The 17915-nt window shown below is 56.9% G+C and carries 14 protein-coding genes and 1 tRNA gene; 1 reads left to right on the top strand and 14 read right to left on the bottom strand.

What is annotated here, in order from left to right; all coding sequences use genetic code 11:
• Positions 1-181: 181 nt before the first annotated feature.
• The 14 genes from GFH31_RS03500 to recQ form a co-directional block, all read right to left on the bottom strand.
• Positions 182-637 (bottom strand): DUF1893 domain-containing protein, encoded by a 456-nt coding sequence (locus GFH31_RS03500; RefSeq protein ID WP_153498200.1) that lies wholly within the window; start codon positions 635-637, stop codon positions 182-184.
• A 16-nt stretch (positions 638-653) separates the two neighbouring features.
• Positions 654-2057 (bottom strand): aldo/keto reductase, encoded by a 1404-nt coding sequence (locus GFH31_RS03505; protein ID WP_153498199.1) that lies wholly within the window; start codon positions 2055-2057, stop codon positions 654-656.
• Positions 2058-2069: 12 nt separating this feature from the next.
• A complete protein-coding gene (locus GFH31_RS03510) occupies positions 2070-3581 on the bottom strand; it encodes a 4Fe-4S binding protein (protein WP_101572697.1) in 1512 nt (503 codons plus the stop codon).
• A 465-nt stretch (positions 3582-4046) separates the two neighbouring features.
• A tRNA-Ser gene (locus GFH31_RS03515) sits at positions 4047-4134 on the bottom strand.
• A 163-nt stretch (positions 4135-4297) separates the two neighbouring features.
• Complete coding sequence (locus GFH31_RS03520) at positions 4298-5092, bottom strand: TatD family hydrolase (RefSeq protein ID WP_153498198.1); 795 nt, start codon at positions 5090-5092, stop codon at positions 4298-4300.
• Positions 5086-6198 (bottom strand): DNA-processing protein DprA, encoded by a 1113-nt coding sequence (gene dprA, locus GFH31_RS03525; RefSeq protein WP_153498197.1) that lies wholly within the window; start codon positions 6196-6198, stop codon positions 5086-5088. Before dprA ends, GFH31_RS03520 begins: the two co-directional genes overlap by 7 nt.
• Before the next feature lie 69 nt (positions 6199-6267).
• The gene (rfbB, locus tag GFH31_RS03530) at positions 6268-7326 is read right to left on the bottom strand and encodes a dTDP-glucose 4,6-dehydratase (protein WP_055204873.1); all 1059 of its coding nucleotides are present in this window, start codon (positions 7324-7326) and stop codon (positions 6268-6270) included.
• A gap of 12 nt (positions 7327-7338) precedes the next feature.
• Positions 7339-8202, bottom strand: coding sequence for a dTDP-4-dehydrorhamnose reductase (gene rfbD / locus GFH31_RS03535; protein ID WP_118655887.1), 864 nt, complete (start codon positions 8200-8202; stop codon positions 7339-7341).
• Positions 8203-8205: 3 nt separating this feature from the next.
• On the bottom strand, positions 8206-8766 hold the full coding sequence (gene rfbC, locus GFH31_RS03540) for a dTDP-4-dehydrorhamnose 3,5-epimerase (RefSeq protein WP_055204869.1): 561 nt from the start codon (positions 8764-8766) through the stop codon (positions 8206-8208).
• Positions 8767-8812: 46 nt separating this feature from the next.
• On the bottom strand, positions 8813-9682 hold the full coding sequence (rfbA, locus tag GFH31_RS03545) for a glucose-1-phosphate thymidylyltransferase RfbA (RefSeq protein ID WP_055204867.1): 870 nt from the start codon (positions 9680-9682) through the stop codon (positions 8813-8815).
• Between the two features lie 98 nt (positions 9683-9780).
• Positions 9781-12666: a family 78 glycoside hydrolase catalytic domain gene (locus GFH31_RS03550; RefSeq protein WP_118655885.1), complete on the bottom strand. Its 2886-nt coding sequence runs from the start codon at positions 12664-12666 to the stop codon at positions 9781-9783.
• 9 nt (positions 12667-12675) lie between these two features.
• Entirely contained in the window at positions 12676-13467 is a 792-nt protein-coding gene (rsmA, locus tag GFH31_RS03555; protein WP_153498196.1) for a 16S rRNA (adenine(1518)-N(6)/adenine(1519)-N(6))-dimethyltransferase RsmA, read from the bottom strand.
• Positions 13468-13486: 19 nt separating this feature from the next.
• Positions 13487-14749, bottom strand: a complete 1263-nt coding sequence (locus GFH31_RS03560; RefSeq protein WP_153498195.1) for a hypothetical protein — start codon at positions 14747-14749, stop codon at positions 13487-13489.
• Positions 14750-14886: 137 nt separating this feature from the next.
• Positions 14887-17079, bottom strand: a complete 2193-nt coding sequence (recQ, locus tag GFH31_RS03565) for a DNA helicase RecQ (protein ID WP_055204859.1) — start codon at positions 17077-17079, stop codon at positions 14887-14889.
• Between the two features lie 112 nt (positions 17080-17191).
• On the opposite strand from recQ, the gene lptB reads away from it, so the two are divergent.
• On the top strand, positions 17192-17914 hold the full coding sequence (gene lptB, locus GFH31_RS03570) for an LPS export ABC transporter ATP-binding protein (protein WP_055204857.1): 723 nt from the start codon (positions 17192-17194) through the stop codon (positions 17912-17914).
• Position 17915 lies beyond the last annotated feature (1 nt).

Genomic DNA, 17915 nt, shown 5'->3' on the forward strand with positions numbered 1-17915 from the left:
AATCATACAAAGATACGGAAACAATCCGCTTTATTCCAGCAGGAACCGGCAAAAAACGATGAAAATATTCCAAACTGCACGCTTTCACGTTCCGGCCGAAAATACCCCGGCGCCGTTTCTTTGTACAGAGTACTACAAATCACGCGCATACCGGACAACAGACGAAACGCCCCGGCCGCGCCTATCCCTCCCGTTTCATCGTCTCGATAAAATCCGTTACCTGTGCCAGGCACTCTTCGGGCGTTTGCAATCCGTCGCAACGGGTTTCCAACGGACACCGGCCGGTATGCGTACGGTTGACGATATGCGGCACGCAAAGCCTGTAACCGGTGCCGACCGCATTTTTCTCCAGCAAATCGAGGGCCGGCCGGCTGATCACATCCGCAAATACCTCTTCGACGCCGCCCAAAGCCAGCAACGCTGCGGCCGCCTTGCCCACGACCTTATCCGCGACGAAAGCCCCGCGCAGGAGCCCGGGTACCTCTTTCAGCAGCCGGTACAAGTCTTTCACGCCCCGTTCATAGAATACCCGCATATCGGAACCGTTACGAATCACGCACGAACACCGTTCCGCAAAGAGCCGGTCAATCGCCTGCCTTCGCAACTCCGGAGTTATTCCGTTTGTATCCCTTGCCATACTCCGTTCATTTTAGTTAGAATGCACGCCCCTGCTTCAGATCTTCGACGAATTTGTCGATGCGCTGCATCTCCGCGGGAATGTTGATGCTTTGCGGACAATGGGGATTGCACTGGTTACAGCCGATGCAATGATTGGCCTGCCGCAAGCGCGGCACCGAACGGTCGTAGCCAACCAGAAACGCCCGCCGCGCTTTCCGGTAATTCGCATCCTGCGACGAAGAGGGCATATTACCTTCGTTGATACACTTGTTGAAATGCAGCAGAATGCCCGGAATATCCAATCCGTAAGGGCACGGCATACAATATTTGCAGTCGTTGCAGGGAATGGTCGGATAACGCAGCAACGCCTGCGCCGTCTCTTCCAGAAACTCCTTGTCCGAACCGGTCAGTTCCTCAAGCGGCGAATAGGTACGCAGATTATCCTGCAGATGCTCCATGTAAGTCATACCGCTCAGCACGGTCAGCACGCCGGGAAACGATCCCGCGAAACGGAACGCCCACGAGGCGACGCTCGCTTCCGGACGACGTTGCTTCAGTTTAGCGGCGATATGGTCGTGCACGTTCGACAGCCGGCCGCCCAGCAGCGGCTCCATGATGACGGCCGGAATACCCCGTTTTTCGAGTTCACCGTAAAGATATTCGGCGTCGGTATTCCTATCGTTGACCTCTTTGGCGTGTTTCCAGTCGACGTAATTGAGTTGGATCTGCACGAAATCCCATTTGATCTCATCGTGCCGCGCAAGCAGGTAATCGAAGACCTCGATATCGCCGTGATACGAGAATCCCAAGTTTCGGACACGTCCCGCTTCGCGTTCGGCAACGAGAAAATCGAGCATCCCGTTATCGAGATAGCGTCCTTTCAGCGCCTCCATACCGCCCATACCGATGCCGTGAAGCAACAGGTAGTCGAGATAATCGACCTGCAACTCCTTGAACGAATTGCGGTACATCGCCAGCGAAGCTTCCCGGCTCCAAGTCGCAGGAGCAAAGTTAGACAATTTGGTGGCAATCAAATATTTGTCGCGCGGATGACGGCTCAGCGCAATGCCCGTTGCGCGTTCCGAACGCCCTTTACAATAAGCGGGCGACGTATCGAAATAGTTGACGCCGTGCGCGATGGCGTAATCGACCAGCGAATTGACCATCTGCTGGTCGATCTGCTCGTCGCTGCTGTCGGCAACGGTCGGCCAGCGCATACAACCGTACCCCAGCAACGACACGCGGTCGCCCGTAGTCGGATTAGTGCGGTAGGTCATCCTATCGGTCGGAACCTCGCCTTGCGCCGAGCGGTCGCCCGACGCCGGATTGCGCTTCGGACGGCAACCGGACAGCGCAACCGCCGAAACGGCCGCTCCCGCGCCGAGTCTTTTCAGAAATTCGCGCCGGTCTATTTTCTCTTTTTTTATCTTTTTTTCCATGAGTTCGCAATCTTAAATCGTTCTGTGATTTTCGTGTCCTTCGATATAGATCGCACTGAACGGACGCGCCGGGCAAAGGTTTTCGCACGCGCCGCAGCCGATGCACCGCTCTTCGTTCACAACGGGGATTTTCGGAGAATCCGCCGTATCGGGATCGGACGGAACCATCGTAATGGCTCCCGTCGGACAATGGCGAGCGCAGTTGCCGCAATCCACCCCGTCCGTAAGCGGCACGCAGTTCTCTTTCACCCAGACGGCATGGCCGATCTGAATCGACGATTTTTCCGCAAGACCGGTCAGGCGTATCGCATCCGTCGGACAAACCTCGGCGCATTTAGCGCACTCCGGACGACAGTAACCACGCTCATAAGACATTTCGGGCTGCATCAGGGTCGCCAGACGGGCCGAAGGCCGCAATACGCCGTCGGGACATACCGACACGCAGAGCTGGCAGCCGGTACAGTGGGCCGCCATATTCCGGAGACTCCGGGCTCCGGGCGGGACGACGGGCGTCGCCCGATCCGGTATCTTCTTGTCCAAAATAACGGCCAGGCCGCCGTCCACTTTTTTCTCCTGCGCCCGGACGGCTGCCGAAGCGGCCAACAGTCCCAGACCGGTCAAAAAACTGCGGCGGGCTGTATCCGGCTTTCGCGTATCGCCGACCGCTTCGAAAGCGACGGCCGGTTTCGCACCGGTTTTCGCAAACCGGAACCGATAACCGACGGCTCCCTGCCGGCAAGCGTCGATACAATCCATACAATCCACGCACCGGCTGTAATCGATCCGATGCTTCGACGAATCAATGCAGGCCGCTTTGCATTTACGCGCACAAAGACCGCAACCGTTGCATTTTTCCGTATCGATCACCGGACGGAACAGGGAATACCTGGAAAAAAAACCCAGCACCGTACCCACCGGGCAAATCGTATTGCAATAAGTACGACCGTTACGCCACGCCAGCACGATCAGCGTCACGAAAGTAACGGCGGCCACGAGAAAAGTCGGCAGGCTTTTCATCCACACCTCCGTCCGGTAGAAAGCGTAACTGCCGGCTCTTTCGGCCAGATAGGCCAGCAGGTTATTTCCCCACTGATACGCGGGAGCGAACAGGTTTTGCACGATGCGGCCGTAGGAACTGTACGGAGCGAGCAACGCCACCAGCGAACCGATACCGGCAACCGCTGCGACGACGAACAACGCCAGCGCACCGTACCTCAGCCACGATACGGCCGGCGAATACGAAAAACGGTATTTTTTCTTTTTCCGTTTCCCGCTGATCCACGAAATCGCGTCCTGAAATACCCCCAACGGGCAGATCACCGAACAGTAGACACGCCCCGACAGAAGCGTCAACGCCAGCAGCGCCACGATTACGCCGACATTCAGCGCCAGTACCGCCGGCAAGAATTGAATTTTCGCCAGCCACCCGAACCACGCGTGCAACGTTCCCGTAAAATCGAGAAACAACAATGTGATCAGCGTAAAACAGACGACGGCGAGCGTTACTCTTATTTTTCGCAACATAGGCTTTTATATATTATCGTTCTTTCGTTTCCATCTTTTACTCCCCGCACCACAAAAATACCTAAAAACAGGCCATATCGACCGTACCCGAATTACGGATAATCCTACCCGTATTACAGACGGGAAACACGTGTGCATAAGGATATTTCCCCGATGTTCGCAAAATTAAAAAAACTTATAACAATTTCACGATCGCTTTTTATTTATAACGATCCGGAACGGAACCGTTCGCGCCCGCTTCGCGGGTTTCGAAAAAGGGTCCGCCTCGGCGAAAGCCGCCGCCGGCCCGCTATGCATCGCCTGTCGCCAGACAGTTCCGGGCATCGGGCAGGATTTACATTCCCGCCGCTTCGCAACGCGCCGACGCCGTCATTCCCACGTCCGGGCAAGAGTATCTGAAAACAAAAACATCCGTACAACCGCCTCACGGCCGGCTGTACGGACATCTGCAATTATCTCAAATCGCGGAGAAGGCGGGATTCGAACCCGCGATACCCTTTTGAGGTATACACACTTTCCAGGCGTGCTCCTTCGACCGCTCGGACACTTCTCCTAAAAACTTTTACTGAAACTTCCGAGCCGGGGTCGAAGTAGTGTTCGGCTCAAAAAGCGCAGCAATGTACGAAAAAATCCTGAATTATTAAAACCGGACGGCATTTTATCGCAAAAGATATTCCGTCGTAACGTTTACCGGCCCGCTCCGGGAGTGGAAAACGTCAGAAGAACGCGTCGCCGAATATCTTCCGGACGCTCCGGGCGGTCGTCTCCGCCACTTCGTCCGGCGAAATACCGTAAATCGCGGCGATCCGTTCGCAGATCAGCGGCAGGTAACCGCTTTCGTTCCGTTTGCCGCGGTACGGCACCGGAGGCAGGTATGGAGAATCGGTTTCGAGAAGCAGCTCGTCGAGCCGCATGGCCGGCAGCACTTCGGCCACGGCCGATTTTTTATACGTGACCGGACCGCCGATCCCGAAACAGAACGTCCCGACCGCCCGAATCCGCCGGTAATGTTCGGCCGTTCCGCAAAAACTGTGCATCACCCCGCGCAAACCCCGTCCGCCGAAATCCTCCAGCAATCCGCACATCTCGTCCCAGGCATCCCGCGTATGGATGGCGACCGGCAGGTCGTAAGCTAGCGCCAGTTCGATTTGGAAGCGCAACGCCTGCATCTGCTGTTCCCGGAAATCGCGGCTCCAGTAGAAATCGAGTCCGATCTCGCCGACACCGCAGAAACGAATCCCCGCGGGAGGCTCCTGCAAGTACTCCGCCACGCGGTCGAGATCGGCCCGGTAGTCCGGATTGCCATTCACAGAAGTCGGGTGCAGCCCCATCATCGGGCGGCAATACGCCGGATAACGCCTCGACAGGGCGAACATCGCATCGTAGGACTCGCGGTCGACGGCGGGCAATAGCATCTTCCCCACTCCGGCGGCCTGCGCGCGCGCGATCGCTTCGTCCCGGTCGTCGTCGAAAACGACGTCGTACATATGGCTATGCGTATCGATCAACATCTGACGTAAAAACTACCCCGCAACGAGCGGATCAATCCTGAAAATTCGAGTTCCAACAGCAGCGGCGACAATTCCTGCGGCGCAATCCCGCTGCGCAGGCTCAATTCCTCCGACGATACGGGAACGTCGGTGCCGATCAACTGCAATACCGCTTCTTCCGGCGAACCGGCAAGTATATCGATCGGCGATTGCCTCGCCGGTTTCCGCACCGGTTCAACCGGATCGGCAGGCTGCCAGTTCAGCGCCTCGACCACATCCTGTCCGCAGCATACCATCTGGGCTTTCAGGCTCTTGATCAGGCCGTTCGTCCCGTCCGACGACGAGTCGGAGACGCGCCCCGGAACGGCCATAACGGTCCGGTGATAACCGTCGGCCATCCCCGCGGTCACCAGCGAGCCGCCGCGACGGTGCGATTCGACGACCAACGTCCCGTCGCTCAGGCCGGCGATAATCCGGTTCCGGCAAATGAACGAAGAGCGTTCGGTCTTATACCCGCTGCAAAACTCGGTCACCACGGCGCCGCCTTCGTGCACCATGCGGCGGGCATCCCGCGTATGTTCTCTCGGATAGATGCGATCCAGCGGATGCGCGACGACCCCGACCGTAGCGAGTCCGGCCTGCATGGCAGCCCTGTGCGCCGCAATGTCGATCCCGAAAGCCAATCCGCTCACCACCACGGTATCGGGACACAGGCCGGCCACTTCGCGGATAATCCGTTCGCATACGCCGGCCCCGTACACCGTGCAATCGCGCGTGCCGACGACCGTGAGCCAACGTCCCCGGTTCAGATCGATATCCCCGCTGACATAGAGCACATGCGGATAATCAGAACACTCCCGAAGCCGCTGCGGGTAGTCGGGCGACAACGAATCGATAGCCCGGATCCCGTTGCGACGGATCGAATCGACCTCTTTCGCAGCCCGTTCGTGATACTCCCGGCGGCTGATTCGCTGCGCCAGGTCGGGTCTCAGTTCGGCCCGTTCTACGATTTCATCGGCAGTCGCGGCGAATAGCCGTTCCGCCGAACCGAAACAGGCGATCAGATGGATCGCCGTCCTGGATCCCACCCCGGGATACAGCGTCAATGCAATATCATCCACCAACATATGCTGAACGTTTAAACGATCGGTTATCAACTCAATTCAACCGCCCCGGACAAAATACATCGCCCAGGCTTACCGCCGCCCGTACATCTTCTCGTAATACTTTTCGTACTCGCCGCTGGTCACGCTGTCGAGCCACGCCTGATTGTCCAAGTACCAGCGCACGGTTTTTTCGATACCTTCCTCGAACTGCAGGCTCGGTTCCCACCCCAGTTCGTTTTTCAGCTTCGTCGAATCAATGGCATAGCGCAGATCGTGCCCCGCCCGATCGGTCACGTAAGCGATCAGCTTTTCGCCCGCTCCCTCCGGACGCCCCAGCAAACGATCGACCGTCCGGATGACCACCCGGATCAAGTCAATGTTTTTCCATTCGTTGAAACCGCCGATGTTGTAGGTTTCGGCGATTCGGCCCCGATGGTAAACCGCGTCGATCGCCCGCGCGTGATCTTCCACATAGAGCCAGTCCCGCACGTTCTCGCCCCTGCCGTAGACGGGCAGCGGCTTGTCGTGACGAATATTATTGATAAACAGCGGGATCAGTTTCTCGGGAAACTGATAAGGCCCGTAGTTGTTCGAACAGTTGGTAATCACGGTAGGCAGTCCGTAAGTATCGTGAAACGCCCGCACGAAATGATCGCTGCCCGCCTTCGAAGCCGAATAGGGACTGTGCGGGTCGTACTTGGTCGTTTCGGTAAACAGCGTCCCGTCGAATCCCAGCGCGCCGTAAACTTCGTCGGTCGAAACGTGGTAAAAACGCCGGCCGTCATAATCGCCGTTCCAATACTCACGCGCGGCCTGAAGCAGCGAAAGCGTCCCCAGCACGTTGGTTTTCGCAAAAGTGAACGGATCCTTGATACTGCGGTCCACATGGCTCTCGGCCGCCAGATGGATCACCCCGTCGATCGAATACGTCCGGAAGATCTCTTGCATCTTTTCATAGCGGCAAATATCTTCTTTTACGAACGTATAATTCGGCGCATTTTCGACATCCCGCAGGTTTTCCAGGTTGCCCGCATAGGTTAGTTTGTCGAGGTTGACGATTCGGTAATCGGGATATTTATTTACAAACAGCCGGACGACATGCGAGCCGATAAACCCGGCTCCTCCGGTAATCAGAATGTTCTTTTTCATCGCTTTTTGTCTTTATTTTTCGGTCGGGACGGACAGGATCGCCATGCATTCCCGCAGCGAATCCAGCCAGTAGGGAACACGGACGCCGGCCTCCCTGATTTTATCTTTTGCAAGCACGCTGTAAGCCGGACGACGGGCCGGAGTCGGATAAGCCGCCGTCTCGATCGCTCCGACGCGGATATCGATCCCCGCCAGCGCAAATACCGCTTTCGCAAAATCGTACCACGAGATCGCCCCCTCGTCGCTGAAATGGTACACTTCGAAACCGGATACGCCGCGTTCGGCAAGCCGCAGGATCGCATGCGCCAGATCGGTCGCATAAGTCGGCGTTCCGACCTGGTCGTACACCACGTTCAGCTCATCGCGTTCGCGGCCCAGCCTCAGCATCGTCTTAACGAAATTATTCCCGTACTCCGAGTAAAGCCATGCGGTACGAATCACGCAGGCATTGCACCTGCTCGCTTCGATCGCCTGCTCTCCGGCCAGTTTCGTGCGGCCGTAAACGCCCTGCGGCGCGGTCGGACGGTCTTCCTTCAGCGGATGACAACTCTCCCCGTCGAACACGTAATCGGTCGAAATATGGATCAGACCGATCCCGCGCTCCCGGGCGACGCCGGCCAGCACTTCCGAGCCCTGCACGTTGATTTTCGCCGCCGTTTCGGCATCGCTTTCGGCCCTGTCCACCGCCGTATAGGCCGCACAGTTGACGATCAGGTCGATCGCATGTTTCTCCGCCAGAGCTGCGATACACGCCCGATCCGTGATATCCGCCTCCGGGACATCGGTAAATACGAACCGGTGCTGCGGGTACATTCCGGCAACTTTCCGCAGCGAACAACCCAGCTGTCCATTTCCGCCGGTAACCAATATATTCATAGCTTAATACAATACGCCATTAAACAATACGGCATCGCGCAGCAGCGGATGATGCCGGTCTTTCTCTGAAACGACAATATCCGACGCCGGCAGCCGCCAGTCGATGCCCAAAGCCGGATCGTCGTAAGCGATCGCTCCCTCGCATTGCGGCGCGTAGAAATTATCGCACTTATACTGGAACAGCGCTTCGTCGCTCAATACGACGAATCCGTGCGCGAATCCCCTCGGAATAAAAAGCTGGCGATGGTTTTCGCCGGTCAGTTCCACCGCCACATGCCGACCGAACGTAGGCGATTCCCTGCGGATATCGACGGCCACGTCGATCACCGTTCCGCGGATCACCCGCACCAGCTTGCTCTGTGCGTGGGGCGGCAGTTGATAATGCAGTCCGCGTAATACTCCATAGCTCGATTTCGATTCGTTGTCCTGCACGAACACCGTCTCGCACACCTTTTCGGCAAACTCCCGCTGCGAAAAACTTTCGAAAAAATAGCCCCGGTGATCCCCGAAGATTTGCGGTTCGAGAATCACGACGCCCTGTAAATCGGTTTCTATAACATGCATATCCGTTCTTTCATATTTAAATTCATACCGTCTTCGACAAACCGGACTACAACAGCCCGGACAGATATCGGCCGTATCCGTTTTTCAACATCGGCTTTGCCAATTCCCGGAGCTTTTCCCGCGTGATCCATCCCTTGTTAAAAGCGATCTCTTCGAGACAGGCTACTTTCAACCCCTGTCGTTTCTCGATCACTTCGATGAAATTCGACGCTTCGCTGAGCGAATCGTGCGTCCCGGTATCCAGCCAGGCGAATCCTCGACCCAGCAACTGCACCTTCAGCGCTTTTTCTTGTAGGAACCGCTGGTTGACCGTCGTAATCTCCAGTTCTCCGCGCGCCGACGGTTTGATCGTCCGGGCGACCTCGACCACCCGGTTCGGATAAAAATAGAGTCCGACTACCGCATAATTGGATTTCGGCTGCACAGGCTTTTCCTCGATCGAAAGCACGTTGCCCGCGGCGTCGAACTCGGCAACGCCGTACCGCTCCGGATCGTTGACATAATAACCGAATACGGTCGCATTCCCCTGCTCTCCGGCCTGTGCGACCGCCTCGCCGAGCATCTTCGTAAAACTCTGTCCGTAAAATATGTTATCGCCCAGCACGAGACAAACGTCGTCCCCGCCGATAAACTCCTCGCCAATTAGGAACGCCTGTGCCAATCCGTCCGGAGAAGGTTGTTCGGCATACGCGAAACGCACGCCGTAATCCGAACCGTCGCCGAGCAGCCGCCGGAACATCGGCAGGTCTTCGGGCGTCGAAATAATCAGGATATCCCGGATACCGGCCAGCATCAGCACCGATATGGGATAGTAGATCATCGGCTTGTCATAGATCGGAAGCAACTGTTTGGACACCCCCTTGGTAATCGGGTAGAGCCGGGTACCGCTGCCCCCCGCCAACACAATACCTTTCATAAAACTATATTTTTTTCAATTCGTTACACAAAGATAGCTTTATTTGACAAAAAAATGTGTCGAACCGGCAAATACGCACGATCCGACACACTTTTTATTTAAATAGAACTTTGAAAACGATAAGTGCCCGAAACCACTTCGTACAACGCCTTGCCGTTCTCCATCCGCAAGAACCGAACGCCCGGGGCCTCCGCCGCCGGACGGCCCGATTCGGTGATCCCTTCCGCCGACGCAGCCGGCACGTGAACGACCGCCGACGTATTGACCGGCACCGTCACGTCGAGCGTCAACCGCTCGCCGTCGCGCTTCCAGCCGCTTTCGATCCGACCGTACATCGAATCGTGCCACGCCTCGACGAAAGTCAGATCGCCGACCACCGACGGGTCGATCACGAAACGTTTGAATCCGGGATATTCCGAAACGCAACGGATCCCGGCCAGGTACTTGTAGAAATAACCGCTGATCAGGCAGAACGGCGGATGGTTGCGCGAAGCCGAGCCGTCCCACGTTTCCCACATCGTATTGGCTCCGTTGGCCACCATAAAGCCCCACCCCGGATAGGCGGGCTGGGTCGCCAGCCGGTAAGCCAATTCCGGATCGACTTGCGGCAACAGATCCATCAGGGCCATCGTACCGACGAAGCCGGTTCCGATGCGGCCGTCGTACTTCTGCAGATCGGAAATCAGGTTCCGCTGTACCGCGTCCCGGTCGCTCTGAGGAACGATCCCGTATTCGAGCGGAACGACGTTCGCCGCCTGGCGGTACGGAGTCGGCTTATCCCCGTGATAGGTCTTCGTAGCCGGATCGAAAAACTCGCGGTTGAAACTCTCGGCGATCCGCGCGGCCCAGGCGTCCATCCGCTCGGCTTCCTGCGGGCGATCCAGGTAACGCGCGATCCCGGCGAGGTATTTCACGACGCGGTAGTGCGAAGCCGTCCCGTAAAGAGTCAGCCCTTCGGGCGGCGCCATCTCATAAGATTGCAGCGTATCGGACAGCGTCATGTGCGGCGACACCCAATCGCCGAGCACCTCGCGGATGATCTCCGGCTTGCCGTCCGCCTGACGCAGCAGGCTGCTTTCGGCGAAACGCTTCATCGTTTCGTAATGCCGCTCCACCACGCGGCGGTCGCCGTAATAGCACAGCAGATCCCACGGCACGAACACGATGGCGGCCGGCCACACGGTCGAAATGCTCTGGTCGTACCCGGTCGACGGCGCCACGGTGCACAGTCCGCCGTTCCGGTCGGCCGTACCGGCCAGGTCGGTCGCCCATTTCGCATAGAAAGCCGCCATATCGAAATTGTAGATCGCCGTCTGGTCGGTCATATAGGTATCGGCCGTCCAGCCCTGCTTCTCGCGGTGCGGACAGTCGGTCGGGATGCTGTGGATGTTGTTCAGCAGCGTCGCGCGCGACATCTGCTGCAAGCGGTTCACGGTCTCGTTCGAACAGACGAACGATCCGGCGTCGGCCACGTCGGTATGCACCGGAACGCCTTCGACCCGCTCGACGGTAACCCCCTCGTCCGCAGTCACGCGGATATACTGGAAGCCTTTGTACGAAAAACGACATTCGAACGTCTCCGGCCCGCCGCCTTTAAGAATGTAACCGTTCTGCTGCCGGATATTGATCGACTTGTCGTAAAACGACGCGTAATCGGGATCGCCGATTTTGAATTTCATTTTCGACGGATGGATATCCGGCACGAGTTCCGGATCGGATGGCAGTTCGCAGTACTCCACGAGCACCCGCGCTCCGGCCGGACCGCTGACGCGCACCCGCGCCCACCCGGCGATGTTCCGGCCAATATCGTAAGCCGTACGTCCGTTCCCTTTATCGAAGGTTTTGACCGGGGCGATCGGAGCGAAACAACGTACCGGCGGCATCATCTGGGCATACAGCGGCCCGCTGCCGTCGACCACGGCCGCGGGCCTCCAGCCGTCCGCGACGAATCCCGGCCGGTTCCACCCGGCTTTCTCTTCGCGGGCGTCGTACAACTCCCCGTGCCGGGTATCGTCGTAAAGAATCGGACCGCCGGCGGTCGTCCAACTGCCGTCGGTCACTATATCAGCAGTCGTCCCGTCGGCGTATTCGACGCTGAGCAACGCGATCGCCTTCGGCTGTCCGACCCACAGGGAGCTGCCCAATCGCCAGATATCGTTGCACAACGGGTTGTACTGTCCGCGTCCGACCATGATCCCCAGCGCGTTGTCCCCGCGCCGGACATCGGCGGTCACATCGTAGGTTACGTAAAACGTCCGTTTATGAAAATTCGTCCAGGCAGGATCGAGGACGTGATCGCCGATTTTTTTTCCGTTCAGAAAGGCTTCGTAATACCCCACCCCGGTCACGTACAGCGTAGCTGCCTTCACTTTCTTCCCGAGCGCGAATTCTTTGCGAAACAGCGGCGACGGATCGTAATGCGGAGAAGCCATATCGTACAGTTCCCAAATCGTCCGGCCGGTTCCGACGAACCACGGCCACGTCGGTTCGCGGTGACTGTTCTCCCGATCCTTGTGAGCCTGCCACTGCTCGCGCCACTGCGCATCGTCGCGGTAGGCAATCCAACGGGCGCCGCCCCAATCCCGTTCGGTCAGCAGCCCCATGCTCCACATCGCGGGCTCGCTCCACGGCCCCGCCTTCCCCGCGGCATCCCACACCTGCACCTTCCAGTAACAGCGCATACGGGATTCCAGCGGCTTGCCGGCATACTCGACCTGAATCGACCGGTCGGAAGGCACCCGGCCGCTGTCCCAAAGATCCCCCCGATCCTTTTTCAGCAGTTCCGCAGAAGAGGCCACCAGAATGCGGTAAGCGGTCTGGCAGTCCCCGCGCTTGCCGGAAACGACTTTCCAACTCAGCCGCGGCGACGTCACGTCGATCCCCAGCGGATTATCGAGGTATTCGCAACGCAGCCCCTCCGTGCCGGCCGCCCGAAGGCCGATATTTCCGGCCAACAGCAATCCAAGTAAAATGATCCTTTTCATGAATTAAAATTAAGTTCGGTTATTTCGGGGCAGCCGTCCGGCTACCCAATCGGTTAGTTCGACGAATTGAGCGACATTCAACACCTCGGGACGCAGCGGGAAAAACGCATGTTCGTCTCCTCCCAGGTCGCCGAACGCGGCGCGCAGCGAATTGCGGATCGTCTTGCGGCGCTGGTTGAAAACGGCCTTGACCACCCGGGCGAACAGCGCCTCGTCGCAACCGAGTCTCTCCACCCCGTTGCGCGTCAGCCGGATCACGGCGCTCTTGACTTTCGGAGGCGGGTTGAACACCCCCTCGCCGACCGTAAACAGGTACTCGATATCGTAAAAAGCCTGCAAAAAAACGCTCAGAATCCCGTAGTCTTTCGTACCGGGCTTTTCGGCTATCCGCACGGCCACCTCGCGCTGCACCATCCCGACCGCTTCGGGCACCCGGTCGCGGTATTCCAGAATTTTGAAAAAAATCTGCGACGAAATATTGTACGGGAAATTACCGATCACGTTTACCCCGTCGGGAAACCGCTGCGCCAGATCCATTCGCAAAAAATCGCCTTCGATCAACCGCGGCGCGAACTGCGGATAATGCTCGTGCAAGTAAGCGACGCTCTCGGTATCGACTTCGGCGCCGTAGAGCGTAATATCCGTCCTTTCGAGCAGGAACTTCGTCAGCACGCCGGTGCCGCACCCCACTTCGAGCACCGTGGAGCAACGATCGGCCCGCAGGCTGTCCGCAATCCGTTTCGCGACCGACAAATCGGTCAGGAAATGCTGACCGAGGTGTTTTTTGGGTTTTACATACATAGGTCTCTCCGTCACGTTATCAGCGCACCAACATCACTTTGCCTTTCGAATCGGTTCGTACGCTGCCGTAATTGATCGACGGGATCGTTTTCCGGGCTTCTTTCAGGTCGATCACCGCATAATACGGATCTCCGGCATCCACACGGGACTTCACCTCGTCGAATTCCTCCTTCGCCACCGCCATTGCGTTTTTAAAATTGGCCTTGCTCGCCTCCCATTTCTCCTCCGCCGTCGTCAGAGCGTCCAGCCGGACGTTACCGATCATGGTCGTTTCGAGAAAATAAGTCAGATCCCCGTTCGCATCGCCGATGCCCAAAAACATGTGATTCGGTTTCAGAATCAAGTACGGAAACAGATCGAACCGTTGGTAGATCGAAGCCAGCATGCAGGTTCCCTCCACGCAGTTCGCCTGCGCGCTGGCCAAAGCCTGACTAAAAAAACGAACATTTTGCACCCTGACATCCTCCGCCTGACCGGGAATTTGGGTCGCATTGCTGTAACTGACCCCAGTTTGCTGCAAAACGTACCAGATCGCGCACATCTGCTGAAACAGGTAATTTTCATCGCCCGACTGGTAACCGTTGAATCCCGACGGCAAAGCGACCTCCTGAAGCGCCTGCTCCATAATCCGGTCGATCTCCGGATTTTCCTCTTCGACGTAACCGGCGAACATCTCGGGAATTTCGACCGCATCGTCCTCGTTGACGACCAGCCCCTGCGGCCGTTCGTACGGATATACGATCAAGGCGTTCACACACTGACTGACCGAACGGCACGAAAAGGTGCGATCGACGGTACAAATCTCCCTGCCGTCGGCCGAGATCGTCCAGCGCAGCGCCAGGTTGCGCGTCCGGTCGAACCGGCGCAACGCATCGTACTTCCAGACCATGCGGGGCTGCATCCACAACGTATCCCCGCTGCGGGGCAGCGTATATTGTCCGACGACCTCTTCGTTGAGCTCGCTTTCGTGCATCTTCAGTCCGATCGTCGCCCCGCTACGCGGACTCACCAGCGACAGCTTGAAAATATCTTTCGTCAGCAACCCTTCCACATTCACGCCCTGGTAGTCCGTTACGAACGGAATCATGTAAAGATAAGAGGTGTAAATCTGATCTTCGAAACCGCGGGGCGTCAGCACCACGTCCACAGCCACGTCTCCGGCCGCAAGCGGCGGATCCGACTCATCTTTGCTGCACGCGCACAGCGTAAAAACCGCTGCGGCCAAACACAACGATCCGTTCCAAATCCTTTTTCGCAACTTCATTACACCCAATTTATTCATAATCAGATTATTTAAACAATTTCTAATCACAACGCTTCGTCCTTTCCTCCATTATGCAGGGAAAGCCCCCCGGCAATTAACGTTATGCCGGACCCGTATCGGACGAGTCCGGCATCATTCCGCCGTATTACCGTTGATCAGTTCCCCATTTCGCTCATGAACCTGGCCCTTACCAGCCGGATCTCCTCTTCGGTGAAATCGGGGCCGAGCTCCTTGACCGCCTCTTCGAGCGAATCGCTCTCGGCGTCCTCCTTGAAATAGAGATAGATCTCTTCGGCCTTCTCCTCGTCGATCACCTCGTTCACGTAATAGCCTATATTGAGTTTCGTCCCGGAATGGATGATGGCTTCGATCTCGCCGAGCAGCTCTTCGAAATCCATGTCGCGCGCTTTGGCAATGTCTTCAAAATCCATCTGACGGTCGATGCTCTGAATGATGAACACCTTGTTGCCGCTCTTGTTGACCACGCTCTTGACCACCATGTCCTGCGGACGGACGATGTCTTTTTCATCGACGTATTTCTTGATCAGTTCGACGAACGGCTTGCCGAACTTCTTTGCCTTGCCGACGCCGACGCCCGTGATGTTCTGCATCTCCTCAAGCGTAACCGGGTACTGAATCGACATGTCTTCGAGCGACGGATCCTGGAATACCACGAACGGCGGCAACTCCATCTGCCGGGCCACCTTCTTGCGCAGGTCCTTCAGCATCGCGAAAAGTTCCTCGTCGGCTACCCCGCCTTTGCCGGCCGGCGGCGAAACCGACTCGTCGTCGTCCGTATCATCGTACTCGTGGTCGGCGGTCATCATCACCGAATAGGGATTCTCGATATACTCCTCGCCCGCCTCGTTGATCGACAGCAGGCCGTAATTCTCGATGTTGCGGTCGACCAGCCCGAGGATCAACGCCTGGCGCACTACGGCTCCCCAGAAACGGTCGTTGTGATCGTCGCCGATGCCGAACCACTCGCTCTTATGGTGATTATAAGACTTGATCAGGGCGTTGTTGCGACCGACCAACATGTTGACCAGGTAGTCGGCCTTGAACTTATCGCCGATGGCCTGCAACACGCGCAGCAGCAACCGCAGGTGGTCGCGTCCCTCGAAACGCGGCTTCGGATTGACGCAGTTGTCGCAGCAACCGCAGTTCTCCTCGGGAAACTCCTCGCCGAAATAGTGCAGCAACGTCTTGCGGCGACACACCGAACTCTCGGCATAGGAGACCGTCTCCTGCAACAGCAGCTTGCCGATCTCTTGCTCGGCCAACGGTTTGCCCTGCATGAATTTTTCGAGCTTCTGGATATCCTTGTAACTGTAAAAGGCGATGCACTGCCCGCCCCCGCCGTCGCGGCCGGCGCGGCCGGTCTCCTGATAATACCCTTCGAGACTTTTCGGAATGTCGTAATGGATCACATAACGCACGTCGGGCTTGTCGATCCCCATCCCGAACGCGATGGTCGCCACGATTACGTCGACCTGTTCGTGCAAGAACTTGTCTTGGTTGCCGGCCCGCGTCGCGGCATCCATCCCGGCATGGTACGGAGCGACCTTGATGTTGTTGGCGGCCAGCAGTTCGGCCAGTTCCTCGACCTTCTTGCGGCTCAGGCAGTAAATGATCCCGGACTGTCCCTCGTGGTTTTTGATATAACGGATAATATCCTTCGTGGCATTCGCCTTCGAACGGATCTCGTAGAAAAGATTCGGCCGGTTGAACGACGACTTGAATACCGAAGCGTCGAGCATACCGAGGTTCTTCTGAATGTCCATCTGTACTTTCGGCGTAGCCGTCGCGGTCAGCGCGATCAGCGGCGCCTGCCCGATCTCGTTGATGATCGGACGAATGCGGCGGTACTCCGGGCGGAAATCGTGTCCCCATTCCGAAATACAGTGCGCCTCGTCGATCGCATAGAACGATATTTTGATTTTCCGCAGGAAATTGACGTTATCCTCTTTGGTAAGCGATTCGGGAGCGAAATACAGCAATTTGGTTTTCCCGGCCAGCACGTCCTCTTTGACCTTCGTGACGGCCGCCTTGTTCAGCGACGAATTCAGAAAATGGGCGACGCCGTCCACCATGCTGAACGTGCGCATCGCATCGACCTGATTTTTCATCAACGCGATCAACGGCGAAATGACGATAGCCACGCCGTCCATCATCAGCGCGGGAAGTTGATAACACAGCGATTTGCCGCCTCCGGTAGGCATCAGCACGAACGTATCGTTCCCATCCAGCACGTTGCGGATCACCGCCTCCTGATTTCCTTTGAAATTATCGAATCCGAAATACTCCTTTAAGCAATGATATAGCTTAGAAACCTCTTTATCAGACATCTACATCCAATATTATTTGACAACAAACCTATTTAATAAAGGAAAGATAAGAATAATTTCCGAATTTAACTAACTTTGTAGAAAATTTTTCGCACACTGCGTATCCAACCCTATGAGACTATACACGAAAGACCTGGTAAAACGCTATAAAACCCGCACGGTGGTCGACCATGTGTCGATCGAAGTCAACCAGGGGGAGATCGTCGGACTGCTCGGCCCGAACGGCGCCGGCAAGACCACGACGTTCTACATGATCGTCGGACTGATCAAGCCCAACGAGGGTTCGATTTTCCTCGAAGACCAGGAACTGACCAACGAGCCGGTCTACAAACGCGCCCAGAAGGGGGTCGGCTACCTGGCTCAGGAAGCTTCGGTATTCCGCCGACTGTCGGTCGAGGACAACATCCGGGCCGTCCTGCAGATGACCAATTTCACGAAAGAGTATCAGAAAGAACGACTCGAAAACCTGATCGAAGAGTTCCGGCTGACCAAAGTGCGCAAAAGCCTTGGCATCCAACTTTCGGGCGGCGAACGACGACGCACCGAGATCGCCCGGGCGGTGGCGATCAACCCGAAGTTCATCCTGCTCGACGAACCGTTCGCCGGGGTCGACCCGATCGCCGTCGAAGACATACAGAGCATCGTGGCAACCCTGAAAAACAAGAACATCGGCGTTATCATCACCGACCACAACGTGCACGAAACCCTGTCGATTACCGACCGCACCTACCTGTTGTTCGAGGGACGCATCCTGAAAGCCGGCACGGCCGAAGACCTGGCCAACGACGAAATGGTGCGCAAGGTCTATCTGGGACAAGACTTTAAACTGCGTTAAC

The organism is Alistipes sp. dk3624, assembly GCF_009557455.1.
GTDB lineage: Bacteria > Bacteroidota > Bacteroidia > Bacteroidales > Rikenellaceae > Alistipes_A > Alistipes_A hominis.